At 66.4% G+C, this 22,544-nt stretch carries 20 protein-coding genes; 9 read left to right on the top strand and 11 right to left on the bottom strand.

The genetic code is table 11. The annotated features are described in order from the left end of the window. The first annotated feature begins 82 nt into the window (after positions 1-82). Positions 83-1,054: an enoyl-CoA hydratase/isomerase family protein gene (locus tag OHA40_RS29880; RefSeq protein WP_330230175.1), complete on the top strand. Its 972-nt coding sequence runs from the start codon at positions 83-85 to the stop codon at positions 1,052-1,054. Beyond that, complete coding sequence (locus OHA40_RS29875; protein ID WP_330230174.1) at positions 1,051-3,300, top strand: molybdopterin-dependent oxidoreductase; 2,250 nt, start codon at positions 1,051-1,053, stop codon at positions 3,298-3,300. Before OHA40_RS29880 ends, OHA40_RS29875 begins: the two co-directional genes overlap by 4 nt. Before the next feature lie 116 nt (positions 3,301-3,416). Here the strand turns inward: OHA40_RS29875 and OHA40_RS29870 are convergent, their stop codons facing one another. From OHA40_RS29870 to OHA40_RS29855, 4 genes are all read right to left on the bottom strand, one after another. Further along, positions 3,417-5,630, bottom strand: coding sequence for a molybdopterin oxidoreductase family protein (locus tag OHA40_RS29870; protein WP_330230173.1), 2,214 nt, complete (start codon positions 5,628-5,630; stop codon positions 3,417-3,419). A gap of 64 nt (positions 5,631-5,694) precedes the next feature. After that, entirely contained in the window at positions 5,695-6,264 is a 570-nt protein-coding gene (locus OHA40_RS29865) for a GNAT family N-acetyltransferase (protein ID WP_330230172.1), read from the bottom strand. A 104-nt stretch (positions 6,265-6,368) separates the two neighbouring features. Further along, complete coding sequence (gene yczE, locus OHA40_RS29860; protein ID WP_442943843.1) at positions 6,369-7,067, bottom strand: membrane protein YczE; 699 nt, start codon at positions 7,065-7,067, stop codon at positions 6,369-6,371. 194 nt (positions 7,068-7,261) lie between these two features. Then, a complete protein-coding gene (locus OHA40_RS29855) occupies positions 7,262-7,762 on the bottom strand; it encodes a CGNR zinc finger domain-containing protein (RefSeq protein ID WP_330230171.1) in 501 nt (166 codons plus the stop codon). A gap of 25 nt (positions 7,763-7,787) precedes the next feature. On the opposite strand from OHA40_RS29855, the gene OHA40_RS29850 reads away from it, so the two are divergent. Then, the gene (locus tag OHA40_RS29850) at positions 7,788-7,976 is read left to right on the top strand and encodes a hypothetical protein (RefSeq protein ID WP_330230170.1); all 189 of its coding nucleotides are present in this window, start codon (positions 7,788-7,790) and stop codon (positions 7,974-7,976) included. 424 nt (positions 7,977-8,400) lie between these two features. On the opposite strand, the gene OHA40_RS29845 is transcribed toward OHA40_RS29850, so the two are convergent. From OHA40_RS29845 to OHA40_RS29825, 5 genes are all read right to left on the bottom strand, one after another. After that, positions 8,401-8,847 carry a CBS domain-containing protein gene (locus OHA40_RS29845; RefSeq protein ID WP_330230169.1) on the bottom strand — a complete coding sequence of 149 codons (447 nt, stop codon included), beginning with the start codon at positions 8,845-8,847 and terminating at the stop codon, positions 8,401-8,403. Positions 8,848-8,947: 100 nt separating this feature from the next. After that, the gene (locus OHA40_RS29840; RefSeq protein WP_330230168.1) at positions 8,948-10,237 is read right to left on the bottom strand and encodes an ArsB/NhaD family transporter; all 1,290 of its coding nucleotides are present in this window, start codon (positions 10,235-10,237) and stop codon (positions 8,948-8,950) included. A gap of 28 nt (positions 10,238-10,265) precedes the next feature. Next, on the bottom strand, positions 10,266-10,718 hold the full coding sequence (locus OHA40_RS29835) for a CBS domain-containing protein (protein WP_330230167.1): 453 nt from the start codon (positions 10,716-10,718) through the stop codon (positions 10,266-10,268). A 741-nt stretch (positions 10,719-11,459) separates the two neighbouring features. After that, positions 11,460-12,098: a histidine phosphatase family protein gene (locus OHA40_RS29830; protein WP_330230166.1), complete on the bottom strand. Its 639-nt coding sequence runs from the start codon at positions 12,096-12,098 to the stop codon at positions 11,460-11,462. Between the two features lie 212 nt (positions 12,099-12,310). Further along, entirely contained in the window at positions 12,311-13,219 is a 909-nt protein-coding gene (locus tag OHA40_RS29825) for a hypothetical protein (RefSeq protein WP_330230165.1), read from the bottom strand. Between the two features lie 750 nt (positions 13,220-13,969). On the opposite strand from OHA40_RS29825, the gene OHA40_RS29820 reads away from it, so the two are divergent. Together OHA40_RS29820 and OHA40_RS29815 are read left to right on the top strand one after the other, a co-directional pair. After that, positions 13,970-14,686 (top strand): metal-dependent hydrolase, encoded by a 717-nt coding sequence (locus tag OHA40_RS29820; protein ID WP_330230164.1) that lies wholly within the window; start codon positions 13,970-13,972, stop codon positions 14,684-14,686. A gap of 367 nt (positions 14,687-15,053) precedes the next feature. Next, positions 15,054-16,052 (top strand): SMP-30/gluconolactonase/LRE family protein, encoded by a 999-nt coding sequence (locus OHA40_RS29815; protein WP_330230163.1) that lies wholly within the window; start codon positions 15,054-15,056, stop codon positions 16,050-16,052. 52 nt (positions 16,053-16,104) lie between these two features. On the opposite strand, the gene OHA40_RS29810 is transcribed toward OHA40_RS29815, so the two are convergent. Then, positions 16,105-17,196 (bottom strand): hypothetical protein, encoded by a 1,092-nt coding sequence (locus tag OHA40_RS29810; RefSeq protein WP_330230162.1) that lies wholly within the window; start codon positions 17,194-17,196, stop codon positions 16,105-16,107. Positions 17,197-17,526: 330 nt separating this feature from the next. On the opposite strand from OHA40_RS29810, the gene OHA40_RS29805 reads away from it, so the two are divergent. The 3 genes from OHA40_RS29805 (at position 17,527) to OHA40_RS29795 (ending at position 21,195) form a co-directional block, all read left to right on the top strand. Further along, positions 17,527-18,852, top strand: a complete 1,326-nt coding sequence (locus OHA40_RS29805; protein ID WP_330230161.1) for a family 1 glycosylhydrolase — start codon at positions 17,527-17,529, stop codon at positions 18,850-18,852. 142 nt (positions 18,853-18,994) lie between these two features. Next, on the top strand, positions 18,995-19,816 hold the full coding sequence (gene prcB, locus OHA40_RS29800) for a proteasome subunit beta (RefSeq protein WP_330230160.1): 822 nt from the start codon (positions 18,995-18,997) through the stop codon (positions 19,814-19,816). A gap of 608 nt (positions 19,817-20,424) precedes the next feature. After that, a complete protein-coding gene (locus OHA40_RS29795) occupies positions 20,425-21,195 on the top strand; it encodes a hypothetical protein (RefSeq protein WP_330230159.1) in 771 nt (256 codons plus the stop codon). Positions 21,196-21,343: 148 nt separating this feature from the next. Here the strand turns inward: OHA40_RS29795 and OHA40_RS29790 are convergent, their stop codons facing one another. After that, positions 21,344-21,526, bottom strand: coding sequence for a hypothetical protein (locus OHA40_RS29790; protein ID WP_330230158.1), 183 nt, complete (start codon positions 21,524-21,526; stop codon positions 21,344-21,346). Positions 21,527-22,058: 532 nt separating this feature from the next. On the opposite strand from OHA40_RS29790, the gene OHA40_RS29785 reads away from it, so the two are divergent. Continuing rightward, entirely contained in the window at positions 22,059-22,409 is a 351-nt protein-coding gene (locus OHA40_RS29785) for a hypothetical protein (RefSeq protein ID WP_330230157.1), read from the top strand. The last annotated feature ends 135 nt before the right edge of the window (positions 22,410-22,544 follow it).

Below are 22,544 nucleotides of genomic sequence, written 5' to 3'. Positions count from 1 at the left end.
TGGCCGCGCACCCCCTGAATCACGCTCGCGCGGGCACCCTCTCGCGTTCCGACCGCTGACATGCGCACCGAAGGAGCCGCCGATGTCCGCCGCCGACCTGCACCTGGAGACCATCGAACTCGAACGAGACGGGCGAGTGCTCACCGCACGAGTCGTCGCCCCACCGTGGAACTTCGTCACCCCGGCGGTCGTCCGGGATCTCGACACCTTCACCGCCGCGGTCGACGCCGACGACACGGTCGGCGCCGTCGTGCTCACCGGCGGCCTACCCGGCCGCTTCCTCACCCATGCCGACCCCGCCGCCCTGACCGGCATGATCGAACTGCCACACCCGTTCATCCCCGCCCGCGCCGCGGCACCATTCCTGCGCGCCACCGCGGCCGCGCTGCGCCTGCCCGGCGCGGCAGCACTGGTCGAACGCCGCGGCGGAGGACTCGGCGCGGGACTGGTCTGGGGCTACCGCTGGAAACGCACCACCCTGCGGATGAACCGCTCCGGCGTCGCCTACCTCGCCGCCATCAACGGACCCGCGCTCGGCGGCGGCCACGAGATCGCCCTGGCCTGCGACCTGCGATACGCCGCCGACGCCGACCACGTACGCCTCGGCCAGATCGAAACACTGGCCAACCTCATTCCCGGCGGCGGAGCGACCCAACGCCTGACCCGTCTCCTCGGCGCCGCCAAAGCCATCGAGATCACCCTCGAAGGCGCACCCCTCACCGCCGCGGAAGCCCTGCGTCTCGGACTGGTCCACCGCGTGGTCGCCGAAGACGAACTCCTCGCCGAAACCCAGGCGACCGCGGCCCGGCTGGCCGCCCGCAACCCCGTCGTCATCGCCGAGCTCAAACGCGCCGTCTACTTCGGCACCGACAAATCGCTCTCCCGCGGCCTGGATGCCGAACAGGCCGGATTCGTCTCCGTCGGCACCACCGCCGCAGCCGCCCGCACCACCCAAGCTTTCTTCGAGGACCTCGACCGCCTCGCCGACACCCCATTCCTCGCCGACCCGAAACCATGGCTCGACGGCACCCGCGTAGATCAGGTGAGCAAATGACCACACCCACCACACCTTCGGCCACCGGGACATGGCACAAGACCGCCTGCATCCTCTGCGAGAACAACTGCGGACTGCTCATCCAGCTCGAGGACCGCCGCTTCGCCAAGATCCGCGGCGACAAAGACCACGTCGCCTCCGCCGGCTACACCTGCAACAAAGCGCTGCGGCTGGACCACTACCAGAACGGCGGCACCAGACTCACCACCCCGCTGCGCCGCGAACCCGACGGCAGCTTCACCGAAATCGACTGGGACACCGCGATTTCCGAAGTCGCCACAAAACTGACCGAAGTCAAGGACAGCTACGGCGGTGACAAGATCTTCTACTACGGCGGCGGGGGACAAGGCAATCACCTCGGCGGCGCCTACAGCACCGCCCTGCGCCGCGCCCTCGGCAGCCGCTACCGCTCCAGCGCCCTGGCCCAGGAGAAGACCGGCGAAGGCTGGGTCGACACCCACCTCACCGGCGGACACACCACCGGCGACTTCGAGCACGCCGAAGTCTCGATCTTCCTCGGCAAGAACCCCTGGCAGTCACACGGCGTCCCACGCGCCCGCACCGTCCTGCAACAGATCGCCAAAGATCCCGCCCGCACCATGATCGTCGTGGACCCGGTCCGCACCGAAACCGCCGACCTCGCCGACATCCATCTCCAGGTGCGCCCCGGCACCGACGCCTGGTGCCTGTCCGCCCTGCTCGCGATCCTCGCCCAGGACGACCTCATCGACCACACCTTCCTCACCGAGCACACCACCGGATCCGGCACCGTCCTCGCCGACCTCACCCACATCGACGTCGCCGCTCACGCGGAAATCTGCGGCGTCCCCGAACACCTGCTGCGCAGCACCGCCCACCGCATCGGCACCGCCGTCAGCGTCGCCACCTACGAAGACCTCGGCATCCAGCAAAGCCCCAACAGCACCCTGATCTCCTACCTGAACAAACTGCTGTGGCTGCTCACCGGCAACTTCGCCACCCCGGGCGGCATGCAACCCCATTCATGGATGGCGCCCCTGGCCGGCTACCGCCGCGAGGTCAAGCGCAGCCCTGTCACCGGTGCCCCCCTCTTCGGCGGCATGCTGCCGTGCAACAGCATCGCCGAAGAGATCCGCACCGACCACCCCGACCGGTTCCGCGCGATGATCATCGAATCCGCCAACCCGGCCCACTCTCTGGCCGACTCGGCCGCCTTCCGCGACGCACTGGACGCACTCGACCTGGTCGTCGTCATCGATGTCGCACTCACCGAAACCGCCAGACATGCCGACTACGTCCTGCCCGCCGCCAGCCAATTCGAGAAATGGGAAGCCACCTTCTTCAACCTCGAGTTCCCGCGCAACACCTTCCACCTACGCGCCCCCGTCCTCGACCCGCTGCCCGGCACCCTGCCCGAACCCGAGATCTACGCCCGGCTGCTGCGCGAACTCGGCGTCGTCGGCCGCGGCAAACTCCGCCTGCTGCGCGCCGCGGCGAAACTCGGACGACGCCCCTACGCCTGGACCTTCGCCGCACTGCTGGCCGCCGACAAATCCCTCGGCGGACTGGCCCCCTACGTGCTGTACGAAACTCTCGGCCCCACCCTGCCCGACGGCGCCCGCTCCGCGGCACTGTTGTGGGCGCTGACCCAACGCGTCGCCAAGGTCTATCCGGCAGCGATGCGCCGCGCCGGACACCGCGACGCCGACGCCTTGTTCGACGCGATCCTCACCAACCGATCCGGGGTCACCTTCACCGTCGACAACTACACCGACGCCTGGGACTACCTGCCACACCCCGACAAACGCATCCCCCTGGCCATCCCGGAACTCCTGCAGGCCCTACGCGAACTCGCTACCACACCCGCCACCCACACCACCGCGGAATTCCCGTTCGTCCTCGCCGCGGGGGAGCGCCGCTCCTTCACCGCCAACACCATCTTCCGCGACAACAGCTGGCGTCGCCGCGACCCCGAAGGCGCATTGCGCCTCAACCCCGACGACGCCACCCGCCTCGGCCTCACCACCGGCGCCCGCGCCCGCATCACCACCCGCCGCGGCAGCGCCGTCGCCGCCGTCGAAATCACCGACCGCATGCAACCAGGTCACGCCTCCCTGCCCAACGGACTCGGCCTCGACCTCCCCGCCGACGACGGCACCCAGCGCGTCGGCGTCGCCGCCAACGAACTCACCGACCTCACCTGGCGCGACGCCATCGCAGGCACCCCCTGGCACAAACACGTCCCCGCCCGCATCGAACCCGCCTGACCATCGGCCCTGCGACCGTTCCCCACGGCAGTGCGGCGCGTCCCCTGTCGCGCCCCGGTACAAACACGCTGAGAGCGGCGGCAGATGCCACACCCCACCGAGACGCAGTGCGCAGCTCAGTCGGTCGGCGCGGGCTCCGGCTCGCTCACCCGGTCGCGATCGCCGGACTCGAGGGGCGCACGCGTCACGGCCACCCACGTGTTGTTCACCGCCGCGGCCCCGGAGAACGTGTCCGTCAACGCCGGATCGTGCAACAGGTTCACATTCGCTCCCGGCAGCGACGCCGCCACTGTCCAGCCGACACCCGGCTCCTGATGCCCCCACCCATGCGGAATCGCCACCGTACCCACCCGGATGTCGTCGCTGACCTCCAAAGCCACCACGATCGACCCGGTCCGCGAACGCACTGTCACCCGCTCACCGTCACCCAACCCGCGCGCGGCCGCATCCTGCGGATGCATCAGCGCCGTGCAACGATCCCGCCCCTTCACCATCGCAGGCACATTGTGCAGCCACGAATTGTTGCTGCGCAGATGACGGCGACCGATCAACTTCAAGTCGAACCCCTCCGCCGGTGTGGTCAACGCCTTCCCGTCCCGCGCATCCGCCAGCACCGCACGCGCGGCAGCCACGAAATCCTCCGGCGCCAAACACACCTTCCGATCCTTCGTCCCGATCAACGACCGCAGCCGAGGACGCAACGGCCCCAGATCGATCCCCCCGGCCACCGCCCGCGCCTTACCCACGGTCAACCCCTTGCGACCACGCCGCAACACCCCATACGGGCCCGCCGCCACCCCGACCGCAGCCACCCGCACCGGACTGACCCGATCGAACACCCCATTCAGCACCCGCCTCGTCAACCGGCGCGCAGGCAACGGCACCAGCTCGGTGATCAATCGCGCCATGATCTGCCAATCCTCCAACCCGTCGGCGGGCGGCTCGAACACCCGCGCATCGAAACGCAGGTTGTTGCGGACACTGAACAACGGGAACAGGATGTTGACGTCCTCCCGCTCCAACGGCGAAATCGGCGGCAAAATGATGTCGGCGTGCCGCGTAGTCTCCGTGACGTACATGTCCACCGCCACATAGAAATCCAGCGAATCCAACGCCGCACCCAACTGGCCGCGCTGCGGTGTCGACAACACCGGATTGCCCGCATACGTGATCATCGCCCGGATCCGGCCCTGGCCCTCGGTCAGGATCTCCGGCGCCAACGCCGCCACCGGCAACTCCGAACGGAACGACTTGTAAGTCCCGGACCGATCCGTCCACGCCCCGTACCCCATCGGCAAATACTTCGCATACCGCGCCGCATCGATCGGCGGTGTGGCGAACATCTGCCCGCCCGGCCGATCCAGATTGCCCGTCACCGCATTGATCGTGTTCACCAACCAATGCGTCAGCGTGCCCGTCACCTGCTGACACACCCCGATCCGCGCATACAGCACAGCCGAGGACGCCGCGGCATGCTCACGGGCGAGCTCCCGAATTGTCTCGGCAGCTACCCCCGCAAACGACGCCATCCGCTCCGGCTCCGCCTCGGCCACCAGCGCACGCAACTGCTCCCACCCCGTGCTCGACGCGCGGATCGCCTTCTCGTCACAGAGCTCCTCGGCGACCAGCACGTGCAACATCGCCAGCAGCAGATACACGTCACCACCCGGGCACACCGCGACGTGCTGATCGGCCAACCTCGCCGTCTCGGTCCGCCGCGGGTCGATCACCACGACCCTGCCACCGCGCCGGCGCACCTCACGAATCCGCTGCTTCGCATTCGGCATCGTGGTGATCGACCCGTTGGACACAGCGGGATTCGCCCCCAAGATCACCAGTCGATCGGTCCGATCGATATCGGTCACCGGCATCAGCACATTCGAACCGAACATCCGCCAGGCAACGAACTCCTGCGGGAACTGATCGATCGACGACGCCGAGAAGAAGTTTCTCGTCAACAACACCGCACGCAACATCCCCGCATACAGCACCGCCGAGCTGTGCGCCGCCGGATTGCCCAGATACATGCCGATGGCGCTGTTCCCGTGCTCCCGGCGCACCTTCCGCAGCCGCCGCCCGATCTCCTGGAACGCCTCGTCCCATCCGATCGGCTCGAACGACGAACCCACCCGCCGCACCGGAGTCCGCAGCCGATCCGGGTCGTGGTGCAACCCGCCCATCGCCGTCGCCTTGGGGCAGATGTAGCCCTTCGACAGCACATCCTCCGGATTACCCTCGATCCGCGTCACCCGGTCGTCATCGACCGTGACCAGGATTCCACAGTGCGCCTCGCACAAGGTGCACTGCCGGGCAATGGTGGTAGCACTCATGGATTTCACCTTCTGCCGGACCCTCCCCACAGGCTAACCGGGGCCACCACTTCCGTATAGAGATCTATGTTCCGCGAATCCGAGCATGCACATGCATGTCGTGCCACCCATCCGTGTGCAGACCGGCGCTGCGCTTGACACCCTCCGGCACGAACCCCGCCTTCACCGCCGCACGGCACGACGGCAGATTGCGCACCGAATGCAGCACCTCCAGCCGGTGAAAACCGACCTCGAACGCCCACCGGGTCATGACCTCCAGCGCGCTCGGCGCCACACCGCGACCCCGCCAACCCGGAGCGGTCCAGTACCCGATCTCCGACAACCCCTCGGCCGGCGCCATATTCCGCAACCCGATCCGGCCCGCCACCACATCCTCGACGACGACCGCCCATTGCGGACCGGAACCATCCGTCCATCCCGCCTGCCAGCGCGCGATCAACGCCCGAGCCTCGGCTTCCGAGTCCAGACTGCGGACATGCCAGCGTTGCACCTCCGGATCCCGGTAAACGGCATGAACGGCCGCCACATCCGCCATCGACCACGGCCGCAACAGCACCGCCGCACCCGGCAACGCGGGCTGAGCGTCAGCGGCGAACACTTCGACGGCGACCACATCCGGTAGCAGAGCAGACACCACCGGATTGTCCCCGGACACGGCGACGGCCACCAGGAATTATCCGTGCAGGGCTGCCACGACACTTCTGGACTGGTTGCCCGCGAACAGGGCAGGGGAGCGAACTACCCGCTCGAGCCAGCAGTCGCAGCCCCGCTGGCGACCGGCTCGACCTTCGGCGGCGCAAATCCTGGTAGGAACCGATTCGCCGCGGGAATCATCAGGTGAATCAGCGGGCCGATCCCGAACGCGTACACCAGAGTTCCGACACCGACGCTGCCGCCGAGAACCCATCCGATCGCCAACACTGTCACCTCGATCGCCGTGCGCACCACCCACACCGATTCACCGGTCCGCCGAACCAGCCCGGTCATCAACCCATCCCGCGGCCCCGGCCCCATGCCAGCCCCGATGTAAAGCACACTCGCCACCGCGTTCAGCACGACCGCGACACCCATCGCAGCCACCCGCACCGCGAGTGAATCCCACGACGGCAGCCACGCCAACCCCGCGTCCACCGATAACGCGATCACCACGACATTGCTCACCGTGCCGAGTCCAGGCCGCTGCCGCAACGGAATCCACGCCAACAGCACCACGACACCGGTCACCGCCGTCACCGCACCGAAACTGATCGGCACATGCCGCGCGGCGCCCTGATGGAACACGTCCCACGGATCCAGCCCAAGCCCCGCCCGCACCATCACCGCCATCGAAAACCCGTATAGCCACAACCCGACATACAACGCGACCAACCGACGAACCAGCACCGCACCAGACTGCCCGTAACTGGACCTGGACGACCAGAGCCACTCACCAATCACTGGACCGCAGAACAGAATCCACGGCGAGTTCCATGGCAGCTGTCACAAGCGCACCTCATTTCATCACAGTGACGTTTCTATGCAGCCAGTTGGGAGACCAGGGGAGGGGAATCTAGCGAATTCGCAATACTCATCGGCCATCCCGAAGACCGCCGAGTTCTCCACCGGGGCGGCCTCGGCGACGCTGCCGCGTTTCAAGCCGAGTGGCGTGTGCGGTGCGCGGCGACGTGCACCCGATTCGAGCAGCGCGTCGAGCAGAAGCGGCGACGTCCATTGCGGGAGGTGTCGATGAACACCAGTCCGCAACCCGCCCGGGCGCAGCGCCCGATACGGTTCGGATCCTCACAGAACAGTTGCGCCAGCCCCGCCGCGGTATACGCTTTCACCCGCTCATCCATCGGCGCATCCTCGCGCGCGTAGTGCAGGTGCGGCTTACGCCCGTCGTGCGTGGAGATATACGGCTGACTGGTGGTCTCCGCCAGTAGCGCGTTGAGCATTTCCACGCCGGGGTTATCGAAGACCACGTCGAGTCTGGCGATCCACCGACGCAGCTCGGCGAGCTGGCGAGCGTTCAACGACCCGAGCGGCTTGTACCCGGATTCGCCCAGCAACCGGATCAGGTCTTGCTCCGGCTCCGCGTTCACCAGCCGGGCGGCCAACTCGGCCGCCGCTCCGCCGTAAGGGTTGAAATGCACAAAGCCATTACATCAGGCTGAGATCGTGATCGCTACCTGCCCCGCATGCTCCTGGCCGGCACCCGCCCCGATCTCCTCGCACGGCCCGGTGCGCTACCTGCGCTGCGTCTGCGGCCAATGGCTGATCAGCGAATACGGCGCCGTGGTCGCCACCGCCGGACACAGCACTCTCGGCGACGAAGCGATGCCGTCCGGCGCGGCCCGAACAACCTGAACATCCGCAAGTCCTACTGCCTGCAGCCAGGTGTCGTTTGCGTCCGTCGGCGGCATGGAAACCGGATGGCTCGAGTAGCGGCTACGCCGAGCATGGCGGAACTCGCCCCGAAAGAGTCCGGATCGTCCTATGCCGGAGTACTGTCACGTCGGTCTCGGCGACATCGTCACTGGGACGTCTCCGAACTACGTCGCGGGAGGAGTTGTGGGCGAGGCTATCGCTGCGGCCTTGATCGGCGGGTTCCTCATCGTCGCTTACCTCATCCGACGCCGGAACCGGAACGGCGACTGATCGACCGCGCGGCGCGCTCTCCGAGCACGAAATACCACCGATGCGCCCGACATTGGCGAGGACACGATATCCGAAGCGCGCCCAAAGGCCGCACATGGCCGGTCACGGAGGGACTTCGCACTCCCGTTGTGGGTCATTGGTCGTGTAGCGCGGCGGCCAGCAGGCGCGCAGCGGTGATCACTCCGATGAGTTCGTCGCCTTTCAGCACGGCGATGAGTGGACACCGCAGCCGCGCCATCACCGCAGCGACCTCGATGATGGTGTCGTCAGCTGCGGCCGCCGGCACTTTGCTGAGTTGTTCGGGGATCACGTCGCGAACCTTCTTGCCGCGCAACTTGTCCGCGCTGCGGTCGCACATCGATTCCGACAGCACCCCGGCCAGCGACGGGTCGTCCTGCACATACTTCGGGACAATGAACCGCACTACCTGGGAGGCAGGCAACACTGCCTGCGGGATGCCCTGGTCGTTGGTAACCACGATGCCGGGCAGCCGATGCTCGGCCAGCAGGCGAGCAGCGTCGAGCGCGTCGGTGTCCAGATTGACCACCGGATACTCCTCGGCCATTTGAGCAGCGCGCATACCTGCAGGATACGGCGCGGCACGACTGCCCGCCCGCGCGAAATCCGTAAAAGACCGGCTCCTCTCGCCGTGGAAGATGGTGGGCGGGCCGGTTGGTGCGTCAGCTCAACACGAAGTATCGCAGCCACAGGTATGGCGCGGCGATCCCGATCGTCATGACAGTGACCACGGCGCCCTTGCGGGTGAACTCCCAGAACGACACCGGTGTGCCAGCGCGGGCCGCGATGCCGATCATGACGACGTTGGCGCTGGCGCCGACCGCGGTCAGGTTGCCGCCGAAGTCCGCGCCCAAGGTGAGCGACCACCATAGAGCATCCGAGTGGACGGGGTTGTCGATGCTGCCGGTGAGATCGGCGACCAGCGGGCTCATGGTGGCCACGTAAGGGATGTTGTCGATGATCCCGGACAACAACGCCGACACCACCAGGATCAACAGCACGGCCACCAGCGCATTGCCGTCGGTCGCATCGGTGGCCCACTCGGCCATCGCCTCCACAACACCCGTCTTGACCAGGGCACCAACCATAACGAACAGCCCCGCGAAGAACAACAGCGTTTCCCACTCCACACCGGACAGATAGTCTCCGGGTTCACTCCCGGAGATCAGCACCAGCACACCGGCGCCGAGCAGCGCGATCACCGACGGATCGACATGCGACACCGAATGGGTCACGAACGCGGCGAATACCGCGAACAGCACCACGCCGCACTTGATCAGCAGCCGCGGATCTCGAATCGCTTCACGTTCGTCCAGCGCCATCACATCGGCGATGCGGTCGGCGTCGGCGTCGAACGAACCCCGGAACAGGATCGGCAGAATCAGAGTGAACACGATCAGCGCGAGCACCACGATCGGCGCCATGTGTACCAAGAAGTCGTTGAACGACAGCCCGCTTCGGCTCGCCACGATAATGTTGGGCGGATCACCGATCAATGTGGCCGCGCCACCGATATTCGAGGCCAACACTTCGGCGATCAGAAAAGGTACCGGCCGGATGTCGAGACGGTCGCACACCAGCAACGTCACCGGCGCGATCAACAGCACGGTGGTGACGTTGTCGAGGAATGCCGACGCCACCGCGGTGATCAGCGTGAGCAGGATCATCACCCGTACCGGTAATCCCTTGGCACGCTTGGCCGCCCAAATCGCGGTGTATTCGAACACACCGGTCTGACGCAGAATCCCGACGATCACCATCATCCCGAACAACAACAGGATGACATCCCAGTCGATACCAGTGTCCTGGGAGAAGAACGCATCACCCGAGTCGAGCACGCCCGCTGCGAGCACCACCGCGGCGCCGCCGAGGGCGGCTTTCGTCTTGTGGATGCGTTCGGTGGCGATCAGCAGGTACCCAACCACGAACACGATGACCGCGGTCGCGGTCATCGCGGACCAGCCACGTGGACGTGAGCGGTCAGCGGCCGGCGAGGGCGACTTGCAGCAGCCGCGCTGCGGTGATCACGCCGATCATCCGTCCCTCGTCGACCACCGCGATCAACGGGCATCGGCAGCGGGCCATCAGCGCGGCGACTTCGACGATGGTGTCGTCGGCTTGCGCGACCGGCGGTATCGGCTTGGATTTCGGTTCCGGCAGCAGCTGGCCGACGGTCTTGCCACGCAAGCCGTCCGCGATCCGATCCGCCATCGATTCCGACAGCACCCCGGCCAGCGACGGGTCGTCCTGCACATACCGCGGTACCAAGAACCGCACCACCTGCGAGGCGGGCAGCACTGCTCGCGGTGTCGAGTCGCCATCGGTCACCACGATGCCCGGCAGCCGATGCTCGGCCAACAGCCGCGCCGCGGCCAGCGCATCGGACTCCATGCCGACCGAGGGATAGTCCTCGGCTATCTGACTCGCATGCACACCAGCACCCTACGACTCCAGACGGCCCCGACGGTGCACACACGCGCCCGCCGGCCAACCGGAGAGATGCTTTCGAAGAAGACACGCGCACGAGCACCATGAAACTCCCCATCACCGGACCGCCCGACCCGCATCCCGGGCCGGATTTGCCGACCAGACTTCCCGGCGCTCCTATCCGTAAAGATGCCGTAAACACGACATCGAGGCAACCCGACACACACCGATCCCGTTCGACTGCCCCTTCTTACAGGAGCCTGCCCTCATCGACAGATACCGCCACGGCGATGCGGGTGGTTCGGCCCACACCGGCACTCTGAAGCACGACCGGGTCGGAACTATCGCCGACCACAGATCAGACGTCGCGCCGGTCACAGTGCTACGGGCGGCGTCAATACCCGCGACGACAAGCGCGCATAGAGTAGCTCGCCTGCATAGCGACAGACCCACAGCAGGCCCAAACCCGATGAAACGGACAACAGTGCCGCCAAATGTTGGCGAAATTCGCAGCAACAGCGATTGCTATCACCGCAAAGATCCTGCCACGGGTGCAAGAAACCAAACCGAGCAACTCGTGCAATGGCAACAAACCAAGCTGAGCAGACTTCACGAATGACCGAGCGGCGACGAACAGCAACACATTCGTTCATACGTCCGCACAACCCGCCTCGGCCGGCCGATCCGGATTGCCGCCGATAATCAACATTATGTCAATTAGAGGGCCGACCTACAGCACCCCGACCTCTACACCCCATCGGTGTTCAGATGCGACGTATCCGCGAGACTGAGCACGGATCGGTTGCGCCAGTAATCGTCGAGCCGCAGGTGGGTGATCGCGCCGGGCTCGGTCGCGAAGGACGCGAAGCCAGCTGCCTCGACAGGGACCAGGAGCCATGTGGTGATGACGAATGTCTGTGCGTAGCCGTGCGTGACGACGATGTGGTCATGGCCGAGGTCCGCCATCAGCTCACGCACGCACGCGCCGACTCGGGTCGCGACCTCGCGCCGCGTCTCGGCGCCAGGGATGGGACCGCGGTGGTCGAGCCGGTCGTGGTCGGGTGCGGGGACTTGCCGGTGCGCGAGCCAGTCGTTCGGGCGCCCCTCGGCCTCCCCGAAGCTGATCTCGCGCAGCCGGCGGTCCGGCGTGACGCGGACATCGAGTGTCGCCGCAAGGATCTGCGCGGTTTCGGTGCAGCGGGCAAGGTCGGACGTCGTGATCCGCACCGGCCGCACCGCGCCGTCACGGCGGCGCTGCAACTCCTCGGCGACGAGGCGAGCGTCCCGCCGACCACGTGGCGTCAGCCGGGAGTCGTACCACCCGCCGACGAGATCGCGTGCGGAGTGTTCCGCGTGCGGGTGACTCACTACGTAGACGTCGTGCATGGGACACTCCTCGGTCGGCTCCTCCGGGCAGGCCGATGGTCCTTATCGCCACGACATGACTTCGCGCCCAACGCCGATGAATAGTACGAGATCGAAAACGCAGAACTCGCAGTAGATGCCGTCGACGCTGTACCCGCAGAACTCCGTTCAGCGCTCGGTGCCGATTGGTGCCGGACCGATCTCCATGATGGTCCGGCACCACGGGGATCCGCTCAGGACAGCGTGTCGGCCAACTCGGCGTGCAGGTCGAACAGGATGGGAATCTGCTCTGCTGGGCGGCGGCCCAATCCGCACTCGGTGGCGATGCCGAAATCGGTGACCGCGGTGCGGGCGGCTTCGATGCGTTGCAGGGCGCCGGATCGACCGTCGGTGGCATGGACCAAGCCGAGATAGAGGTCGGTTGCGGGTGGAAGGACGAGGTCGGCAAGCGGTTTGAAGTATTCGGCGTCGGTGCGCGAGCGCGGAACCGGCAGGTGGATCCACTGGACGGGCCGGTCCAGCCCAGCCAGGATGCGGCCTGCGACGGCGGCCGGCCTACCGGCGTCGACGGGTTCGGCGAAGTGGCGGTGACCGAAGTCGCCGTAGCAGAGGTGGTAGCCGAGCTCGACCGGTTCCGGCACTGCGGCGCCCAGCCGGACGAGCCGCTTCCCCACTTCCTCGAGCTGAGTCGGATAGTCGGTCCCGAACCAGGACGGGAACACACCCTCGAAGAGCGCGAACTCGACCGCGGTATCCCATTGCACCGCAAGGTCATCACCCGGAATGGCATCGAGAATGATGCCGAGTTCGACGAGCAGTTGCGCCTCGTACCTGCGTTCCAACTCCCCCTGCGGTCCCGCGACGAACGCGCCGATCACCGCGATCGGCGTCGGCAGGCACACCTGGAATCGGGTGCCCTCCGGGATCGTGCCGTCCGCTCGCAGCTGCCGGAACACTTGCCAGGATTCGAGGGCAGCCTCCGCATACCCCAAGGGACCGAAGTCGATCGATGCCGCGTCCACGCCAGGCTTGGGTTGCACCCGCTCGCTGGGTCCGTATTCCGGGCTCGGTGGTGGAACCGTTTCCAGGTCCGGATGCGCTTGCATCTTGGGCAGCTGCCAAACCACCCAGTTGTCACGCACACCGGTCTCCCCGTCCGGAATCCGCTTCAATCGCGGCCCGATCCGCCGCGCCGCTTCCGAGAAAACCGTTCGCGCATCCGCCAACGGCACACTGCCGCACAGATGGACTCCGCGACTCCTACCCACCGCAACCTCCTACACATGGCCTACCGCTGGACGAGCCGACCTGGTCGAAACCAGGCAGTTGCCACGCACCCTCGCCAGGATCGGATCGACAGCCGAGCAATCGATCAGGTCGCGCTACGCGATGCAGCGTATGCGCGGGCAGAAAGCGCGATTCCCCACTTATGGGAAACGGCCCAGCTACGGTTCACGGACAGGATGCGGCGACGTTGCGCGAGCGGTGTTCGCGAACGTCGCATGGGGATTCACGCGGTCCTCCCCCAGCCACATCCGGGCACCTCACGCGTCGTTCGCGCACCGCAGTTCGATTTCGAGATGCGGCGCACCCTTCATGCCCATCTCCGGTGTCTGTGCGTTTTTGATCGTAAGGAGAGTGATTCTGAAGACTTGTTGTGAGAAGTCCTATGCATAGATACGCACGTTTACGTATCCAGATGTTCCTTTCGACGGAACGATCAGGTGAAGTGGCATCGTTACTTGCACAATTCAGGCAGACCAGCGGGAGCACTCCACCGATCACGTTTGCAGCCCGCGCCGTCAGTATGACGACGACGCTCCCCCACCCCACAGGCTCACCGCCGCAAGGCCATTCGCGTACCGATGAGAAGCTGAACTAATGTTCGAGCGGTGCTCGGACATTCACATGCGACCAGCGGGGCGTTGGCATGGTCGGCGGCGGCAGCGTTGCTGCCGGTTACGGTACTGACCTATCCGGCTCTGCAGGATGCGACAGGACATCTCGGGACGGTCGATCTGCTGCTGGGGGTGTTTCTCACCGCGGGGGCCTCACTGCTCCCCGATGCCGACCACCCCGATAGCACGATCGCGCACACGCTGGGCCCGATCACACACACCGCATGCCAGATCATCTCCTGGATTTCGGGCGGCCACCGTCGCGCCACACACTCCCTCGCGTTCGTCGCGGCCGTCTCCTACGGCACCTGGGCCGGCGAGCACTGGCTAGGGCGCTGGTTCACCCTGAGCTTGGTCTTCTTCCTGCTGGCCTTGGCCGTGCGCGCACTGCATCTGTGCCCGTCCGGCAACAGCTTCACATCGTGGGGGCCGATCGTGGTTCTGGCCACCGGCGGCACCTTCGCGATGGAGCACTGGATCGCCGACAAGCCGGTCTGGTTGCCATTCGCGGTGGGTTTGGGCGCATTGGCGCACCTGATCGGCGACTGTCTCACCGACAGCGGTTGTCGCCTGTTCTGGCCCTTCGACATCCGCGTCAGCTTCCCGATCATCGATCGAACCGGCAACAAGGTCGAAACCTGGATCGTCTCCCCGCTTTTCACGCTCGGCACTCTCGCCATCCTCTGGTACACCATCACCCACCAACCCTGACGAACAGCACCCGAGCCCGCGTCCGCCGCTACCTGGGATTGCCAAGGCGATCGCCGCCGCGGCGGCGGACCAGCTGTACTTCCACACGGCGGTCCCGCGAGGAACAGCCCTGGGCATTGGGACTCCCCCGGCTTCCTTGCTAGTAGGTGATGTTCAAGTGGTTGGGTTGGAGGCGATTGGGGATTACATTGTTAGATGCGCATATCTACGTAAGGACATTTTAAACTTAGCTTTCTCCACTGCGATCGATCACGCCCACCACAGACGAAGGCTTCCGCGTGCAGCGTTCTCACCCGGCCAGAAACCGCGTCTGCCTACCCGCGTTGTGTCCCCGAGAACTGCGCACTCCCCCGGATACCCTGATCCCATGCTCGCCTCGAGAATGCAGCCACAGCGCTGGACGCCGCCTCCCGCTCCGGCCCGCGTCCGTCAAACGCGCAGTGTTCCACCTCTTCCCGAGATCAGAAGGCTCGAGCTGCCCGGAGCAGGTCCCGAGGACGTGGTGCTCTCCCCCGACGGCACGATCCTCGCGGGCACCGCGGATGGCGCGATTCTCAGCATTGATCCGGCGACCGGCGACGTACGCGAGCTCGCGAACACCGGCGGCCGTCCGCTCGGGCTGCACGCCGACGTCGACGGCCGCGTGCTGATCTGCGATTTCGAGCGCGGACTGCTGGAGTTGGGCACCGACGGCAGGCTCACGGTGCTGGTCGATGAGATCGACGGTGAGCGTCTCCGGTTCGCCAGCAACGTCGTTCGCGATACCGACGGCACGATCTACTTCTCGTCGTCGTCACGCCGGTACTCCCTCGACGAGTACATGGGCGACCTCCTGGAGCACTCCGGCACGGGCCGCCTGTTCCGGCGTGATCCCGCGGGCACTGTGGAGACGCTGATCGGCGACCTCCAGTTCGCCAACGGCGTCGTCCTGGCGCCCGACCGTTCCTTTGTGGTGGTCGCCGAGACCGGCGGTTACCGGGTCACTCGCTACTGGCTGACCGGCCCGAAAGCGGGCACGCGGGACCGGCTGATCGAGAACCTGCCCGGGTTCCCGGACAATATGGGTCTCGGCAGCGACGGCTTGGTCTGGATCACGCTTCCTTCACCGCGAAACCCGTTGCTGGACCGGCTTCTTCCGTTGCCGGGCATGCTGCGGCGCATCGTGTGGGCGCTGCCGGAGTGGGTGCAGCCGAAGCCGGCGCGGACGGTGTGGGTGATGGCGGTCGATTTCGACGGCAATGTCGTGCACGATCTCCAGGTCGAAGGCACCGATTACTCGATGGTGACCGGTGTGGTCGAGCGAGATGGGGTGCTGTATCTGGGCAGCCTCACCGAGTCGGCGGTGGCCGTGTCGCGGGTGCCGTAGCCGCGGTGTGCCGGGCCGAGCGGGGCACGGTGTTCATGCCCCGCTCGTGGTTTCAGAGGAGGTCTTCGGGGTCGGCATCGGCTTCGAGACGGACGTCTGCGGCGAATCGGGATTCGGCGTCGACGCCGTCGGTGTGCGCGGCGTAGAGCAGCAGGCAGCCGCGAATGCCGTCGAGCAGGTCTTCCAGGAGGTCGAGGGCAGGGCGTGCGGGGTCGAGTCGGCTGATGCGGAAGCCGGTGAGCATCGCCTCGCGTGTGTCGGCGTCGACGCCGAATCGGTGTGCCTGCGCTTCGATTTCGGCGACCCGGGCGACGAGGCTCCACGGGGCCGGGACGCGGCCTTCGTGCACGGCCATGGCTTCGGCGATCAGGTCGAGGACGACCTCGGTCGGGGTGTCTCCCGCGGCGAGTCGTTCGAGGACGAGAGTGGGGGTCTCGACTTGGAGCGCTTCGAGATCGTCGGCTTCGGCGACGACGTCGGTGGTGGCTACGTTCGCGGCCTCGCCGGCGACCTCGGCCGCGGCGTACAGCCAATGTGCGGCGGCGACGGAAGCGGAGGCCGGGTCGAGTTCGGTGAACAGTTCGATCGTGCCGAGCGGGTCGGCGCGCAGGAGGGCGTCGGCGGCATGGACTTGGGCCGGGGACACGTCGGGGCGGGAGAGTTCGACGGCTTGCCTGGCGCGGCCGGAGAGGTCGCCGCGTTCGGCGGACTCGATGGCTTCCTGTTCCGTGCGTACTTCGGCGATGACGGTGGCGCGCAGGGCGTCGTCGTCGATGCCGTGCAGGGTGCGTCCGATGCGGTGGGCAGATTCGACGACTCCGCTGTAGGAGACGAGGAGGCCTTCGTCGGTGGGTAAGTTGGGGCTGCGCAGCCCTGCTTCGACCTCTTTGAAGTTCCTGCGTTCCTCGGCGCGCCGCCATGCCTCGCTGTTGGGGACGTCGGGATCGCCCGCGGCGCTGGCGGGATGGGTGTAGGTGCGCCACTGGAATCGCGACAAGGTGGTCAGGTTCGACGCCAGATCGGTTGCCTGGTCCTTGGTCACCTGCGGTGGCAGTGCGGCCACGGTTTGGGCGAGGTCGCCTCGTCCGGTCGCCCAGGTGGCGACGAGGGCGCTGCGGTCGGCATCGAATGCGTATCTGGTCACCCCGGCAAGTCTGGCCGATCGGCGGCGGATGTGCGCGGTCAATTGATTCGCTGGTGTGGTGAGCTGCGGCGTTTCGCGAGGACGCGCGGGGAGGAATGGGGGCTTGACTCGATCGAGAAGTATTGCGGCGGTGGTGGATACCGCGACATTGGTCGGTGGTGGCGCATCGCGATGAACGCGTTATCAGGTAGGAGGCGGCCGCTGGTTGGCAGCCCCGACTGGGCATTGAGTGCGCGCGGCTTGCTCGAGCGCGGATCGTGTCGGTTTCGCGATCGGCGACACGCAGATTCCTGCATCGGAACGCAGCTATCAGCCAGTTACGCTACGGCGATGCGTACACGCAGTTCCCGGCGCGGGTTCGCCGCGCTGTCCGCCGCTGCGGCGATGCTGGTGGCGTCCGGCGTTTCCGCTGCTCAGCCGCGTCGGGAGGTGGCGCCGTTCGATGCGGACTTTCTGTGGGGTGTGGCGTCGTCAGGGTTTCAGTCCGAAGGTAATGCGCCCGACAGCAACTGGTCGCGGTACATCGCCTCGGGCGCGACGGCCGATCCGTACCGCGATTCGGTGGACTTCAGTCGCCACTACATCACCGATATCGATCTGGCAGCGCGGCTAGGGGTGCGGGTGTACCGGGTGGGCATCGAGTGGGCGCGGCTGCAGCCCGCGCCGGATACGTGGGACGAGGCGGCTTTCGGTTTCTACGACAACGTGATCGCCCGGATCCTGGCGGCGGGGATGCGGCCGATGCTGACCTTGGATCACTGGGTGTATCCGGGGTGGGCGGTGGACCGGGGCGGGTGGCGCAATCCCGGGATGGTCGAGGACTGGCTGGCGAACATGCGCAAGGTGGTGGGGCGGTATTCTTCGCGCGATCCGCTGTGGGTGACGTTCAACGAGCCTGCCGCGTATGTCGGCACCGAGTTGCGCACGGGTGGGATCAGCGTCGAGGAGGCGCCCGCGATGGTCGATCGGATCGCGCAGGCGCACAACGAGATCTACGACGTCATCCATGGCTACCGGTCGGATGCGATGGTGACCAGCAATCTGGGCTATGTCGCGGGCGCGGAGGCGGAGGTCAATCAGCCGATCGTCGATCGGATTTCGGCGAAGCTGGACTTCATCGGGGTCGATTACTATTTCGCTCCGCTGCCGCAGACCGGGGAGTCGGCGCAGGGTGGTTCGGTGGGCGGTGTCCCGATGTGGGAGTTGCCGGTGCGTCCGGAGGGTATCTACTACGCGTTGCGGCATTACGCGCGTCAGTTTCCGGGTCGTCCGTTGTATGTCGTGGAGAACGGTCTTCCGACGGAGAACGGGCAGGTTCGCCCGGACGGCTATACCCGCGCCGATCATCTGCGGGACACGGTGTACTGGTTGCAGCGCGCGAAGGCCGATGGGATGAACGTGATCGGCTACAACTATTGGAGTCTCACCGATAACTATGAGTGGGGTTCTTACGCGCCGCGGTTCGGGCTCTACACGGTCGATGTGCTGACCGATCCGGCGTTGGCACGCCGACCGACCGATGCGGTCGATGCGTACAGGTGGTTGATTCAACAGGGTGGTGTGGCGCCGAACTATCTGCCGACGCGTGCTCCGGTCCCCTGCATCGAGATCGACGCGCCGGACGTCTGCGCTGGAGGAGGCCCTGCGGAAGGGTGAGGTGGTTCTATGGGACCTTCCGGACGTTGCCGCGGTAGGCCCACGTTCGATCGGCGGCGTGGTGCGATGGGGTTCCGGTAGCGTCGGCGGGAGTACGTGTCGCGTTCGCGGGGTGGGCAGTTTCCGCCCGGAAGGGTGATCCATGACGTTCGACAGTCACCTGCCGCTCGGCCTTCGGTACCCGGCGGCCTCGTTCTCGGAGTACCTGCGGCGGTATGCGCCGCAACTGCTGCCCGATCCGGGTATCGGTGGTGGCGGTGCGGGCATCGCGCCGCATGGTACGACGATCGTCGCGGTCAGTTATCGCGGTGGTGTGCTGCTGGCCGGTGACCGCAGGGGCACGATGGCGCACATGGTGGCGACACGCGATATGCAAAAGGTCGTCATCACCGATACCTATTCGGCGGCCGGGTTCGCGGGCACGGTGGGGATGGCGTTGGAGATGATCCGGTTGTTCGCGGTCGAGCTCGAGCATTACGAGAAGATCGAGGGAGCGTCGCTGACGTTCGATGGCAAGGCCACGAAGTTGTCGGCGATGGTGCGCGCCAATCTGGCTGCGGCGCTGCAGGATATGGCGGTGATTCCGCTGCTGGTCGGCTATGACCTCGATGCGGCCGATCCGGAGCGGGCGGGGCGGATCGTGTCGTTCGACGCGGTGGGCGGTCGTTACGAGGAGCGTTTCGGCTACACCGCGGCCGGTTCGGGTTCGGTGTTCGCGAAGTCGTCGCTGAAGAAGACCTACCGGCGCGACATCGAGGAGCAGGAGGCGCTGCGGCTGGCGATGGAGGCGCTGGTCGACGCTGCCGACGACGATACCGCGACGGGCGGCCCTGATCTGCTGCGCGACATCTACCCCACCGCGGTCGTGGTGGGTGCGGAGGGGGCTGTCGAGGTTCCGCTCGAGCGTCTTGCGGAACTCGCCCGGACGGTGGTGGACGCCCGGGCGGCGGCGGAGAGGCACTGAGCGACGTTTTCGCCTGGCGAGTGCTGTCGAGGTGAAAAGGGCTGACACAGAACCTTCTCGACACTGGAGACTGTGATCGAAATCCCAGATCAGGGTTGTTAAGCCTGTCACAGTAATTGCGTCCGGCCGCTCCCAGCGAAGTGCCGGAGCACCGGAAATTCACCGGTCCACAACCGGAATGGACGGCAAAAGTCAAGATCGAAGCGCCGGCGAAATGTTACCGGCGGGTTGGATCACATCCGCTGCCCGCATCGCCTGGAGCTGCGGCAACACGTGGGAGATCGATCACGCTTGCCCCCTTTCGGTGAGACACATACGGTGATTTTGTCGATGGCCGATGCCGCCCATTCGAATTCCATCTCATTGAGAAGTTGCGACATTTCCTACCCTTGGGGCAATTTTTGCGTTATTTCCCTGGGCGGCAGCGCAATTCACAACACGGCGAAACTGGAGCAATGGTTCAACCAACCCCCTGGCAAGTGTCCGAAGCGCGAGACCGCCGCAGCCGCGGTGCCGATCAGCCGGCTCGCGGCGCGAAACCACCACGGGGGCTGGCTGTTCGGCGGAACTGGGGCTTTTGGTGTGCCGCGGCCACGAGTGCGGTCGCTTTGGTCCTGCTGTTTCAGCCGTGGCTCTCGGCGTCCGGAGGCGGTGGCGAGATCGGCTCCGACGCGTTCGGCCGGCTCGACGGGTTCACCGATGGCTTCGATGCGTGGTCGACCTCGAAGCTTCGTGAGGTGAGCATCGCCGGTGGCTGGGGCTTGCTCGCGAGCGCCGCGATGGTCACGACCGTGTTCGCGGTCGTCGCGCACGCTCGGCTGCGCACGGTGGCACTCGCGCGCTTGGTGATGGGCTCCAGTGCGGCGGTGGCGATTCTCGTGCTCATCACGCTGCTGTATCTCGATGGCAAGGGTGCCGAAATGCGCCTCCTGATCGATCAGGGCGACGGCTTCAGCGCGGGGCTGCTGCGGGTCTTCGACACCAACGGGTCGATCGCACCGGCGCCCGACGGGCGCCGGATCTCGAGTGCCAGTTTGACTCCGGTTGCCTTGGCCGTGGGCGTGCTGACCTCCGGCGCCGCAGTGGCCGCGCTCGCCCAAGGTACCCGCCGCTACGGCATCAGTCCGCTGCAGGCGTTGTGGCGGTACGTCACTCCGGTGCCCGCTACTCCGGAGCCTGCCGCGCCGGCGCAACAGGTGGCCGACGCCGAACAGCCGCGCGTGGCGGAGCAGCCCACGGCTACGCAGAGCGATCAGCTGCTGTGGGACGAGCTGGTGTTCGACGATGATCTGGTCGCGAACGTCACCTGGGTCCGGAATCCGGCGAACCCGCTGGAGGGCGACAGCTCTGGGCACCGCTCGCCTGCACTCAGCCGCTAGCGGCATGACGCCCGTGTGGCGTTGCTCGCCCCGGCGCCGGTTCCGGCGCCGGGGCGTTGTCGTCTACGCACATGGCGGCACACAGTCGGATCATCGAACCCGAGTGTTCGAACACCTCGACCGGAGCCGGAAGCGTCCCGGTGCGGACCTACGGTTGGTGCGGTACGTCGTCCGGTCGCTTGTCGACGGCTGGATCGGACGCACGAGGCACTCGCACAACTCCGGTGTCGAGATCGATGTCGAACCGGGGGGTGTGTGTCTGCCCGTCACCGTCCTCGCTGCCCTCATGGGTCAGCTTTTTGCCCGGAAACAGTTCCCCGATCACGCCCATGCGGTCACGATACGCCCGGCCGGTGTCCAGGAGGCCGGGTTGTGTTCCCCGCAACCTCTACACGCCGACGTCACCCGTGGTTGAGCGGGTTTGCCGCCTCGCCATGGTCTCATAGCCAACGTGCCCTGGTACCGCAACGAAAGGAGAGTTCGATGAGCGCCGGAATCATTGGAACCTTAGTGGCGGCGCTGTTCGCCCTCATCGGGAGCTGACCGAGATCCGCTGAGCGTGTACGGCCGCCGCGGATCGGATTCTCACCTGGGGCGGTTGTCTGTCGGCGATCCGCCGTTCGATCGCCGCTGAAGCCGACTCGGCCACCCGTCCGGGCTCTGCGGCCGCCACCGGTTCGCGGCTCGTCGAGCGATCGTCGACAGCCGCCAGGGCCTGCCGATCTCGGCCTCGGCTATCGCATCGGCGGCGCCGAGCGGACTGGGTGCCGGCGGTGGCCATCGAGGACGTCGGCCGGTCATTGCGCGTGGCCATAGCTGGTTCTGTTTTCGGCACCCCGCGGGGCGTCCGCTCGGCTAGCATCATGACCTACTCCCGATCGACCGAGGACCACGGCCGCGGGGAACACCGGGCGACACAGTATGAACCGAACGACAGATCGGCCAACCGGATGGAACAAGACGCCGACCTCGCCCAGGCTCGGGTCTTCTTGGAGTTGCTCACCCTGCGAGCCCGAACGCTGGCGCGTGAAATCGGATTCGCGCATCGCGGCGATGCCGCCGTTCGACAGGAACTGCATGCCGAATTATCCGCCGTGCGGCGCTATATCGACCGTCTGCACCGCAGATTCCCGGAAACAGCCGTGCCACAAGGCAATCGGCCGCTGACGGCGGCCCATGGGTACGGAATCCCCGCACGGCGGACGGCGGGCTGAGTCGAGCCGCAACCAGGAGAACGTCGGTGTGACCGGTATCGAAGCGGCGCATGCGTCGCGGCTCGTTCGCCGTTCGGCCGGCGTCCTCGGTGCACTGCCGGTCGCAGGCGGTCGTGACGCTGTCCTGTCCGCGGC

The sequence above is a fragment of the Nocardia sp. NBC_00508 genome (assembly GCF_036346875.1).
Classification (GTDB): domain Bacteria; phylum Actinomycetota; class Actinomycetes; order Mycobacteriales; family Mycobacteriaceae; genus Nocardia.
This window is presented reverse-complemented; position numbering and strand designations above follow the sequence as displayed.

What these genes read in the sequence shown, in the direction of transcription:
- OHA40_RS29845 (WP_330230169.1), bottom strand. Translation starts at nt 8,847, where the DNA reads ATGCGCGCTGCTCAAATGGCCGAGGAGTATCCGGTGGTCAATCTGGAC.
- OHA40_RS29840 (WP_330230168.1), bottom strand. Translation starts at nt 10,237, where the DNA reads ATGACCGCGACCGCGGTCATCGTGTTCGTGGTTGGGTACCTGCTGATC.
- OHA40_RS29880 (WP_330230175.1), top strand. Translation starts at nt 83, where the DNA reads ATGTCCGCCGCCGACCTGCACCTGGAGACCATCGAACTCGAACGAGAC.
- OHA40_RS29785 (WP_330230157.1), top strand. Translation starts at nt 22,059, where the DNA reads ATGACCTACTCCCGATCGACCGAGGACCACGGCCGCGGGGAACACCGG.
- OHA40_RS29870 (WP_330230173.1), bottom strand. Translation starts at nt 5,630, where the DNA reads ATGAGTGCTACCACCATTGCCCGGCAGTGCACCTTGTGCGAGGCGCAC.
- OHA40_RS29790 (WP_330230158.1), bottom strand. Translation starts at nt 21,526, where the DNA reads ATGGGCGTGATCGGGGAACTGTTTCCGGGCAAAAAGCTGACCCATGAG.
- OHA40_RS29830 (WP_330230166.1), bottom strand. Translation starts at nt 12,098, where the DNA reads ATGCACGACGTCTACGTAGTGAGTCACCCGCACGCGGAACACTCCGCA.
- OHA40_RS29875 (WP_330230174.1), top strand. Translation starts at nt 1,051, where the DNA reads ATGACCACACCCACCACACCTTCGGCCACCGGGACATGGCACAAGACC.
- OHA40_RS29805 (WP_330230161.1), top strand. Translation starts at nt 17,527, where the DNA reads ATGCGTACACGCAGTTCCCGGCGCGGGTTCGCCGCGCTGTCCGCCGCT.
- prcB (WP_330230160.1), top strand. Translation starts at nt 18,995, where the DNA reads ATGACGTTCGACAGTCACCTGCCGCTCGGCCTTCGGTACCCGGCGGCC.
- OHA40_RS29815 (WP_330230163.1), top strand. Translation starts at nt 15,054, where the DNA reads ATGCTCGCCTCGAGAATGCAGCCACAGCGCTGGACGCCGCCTCCCGCT.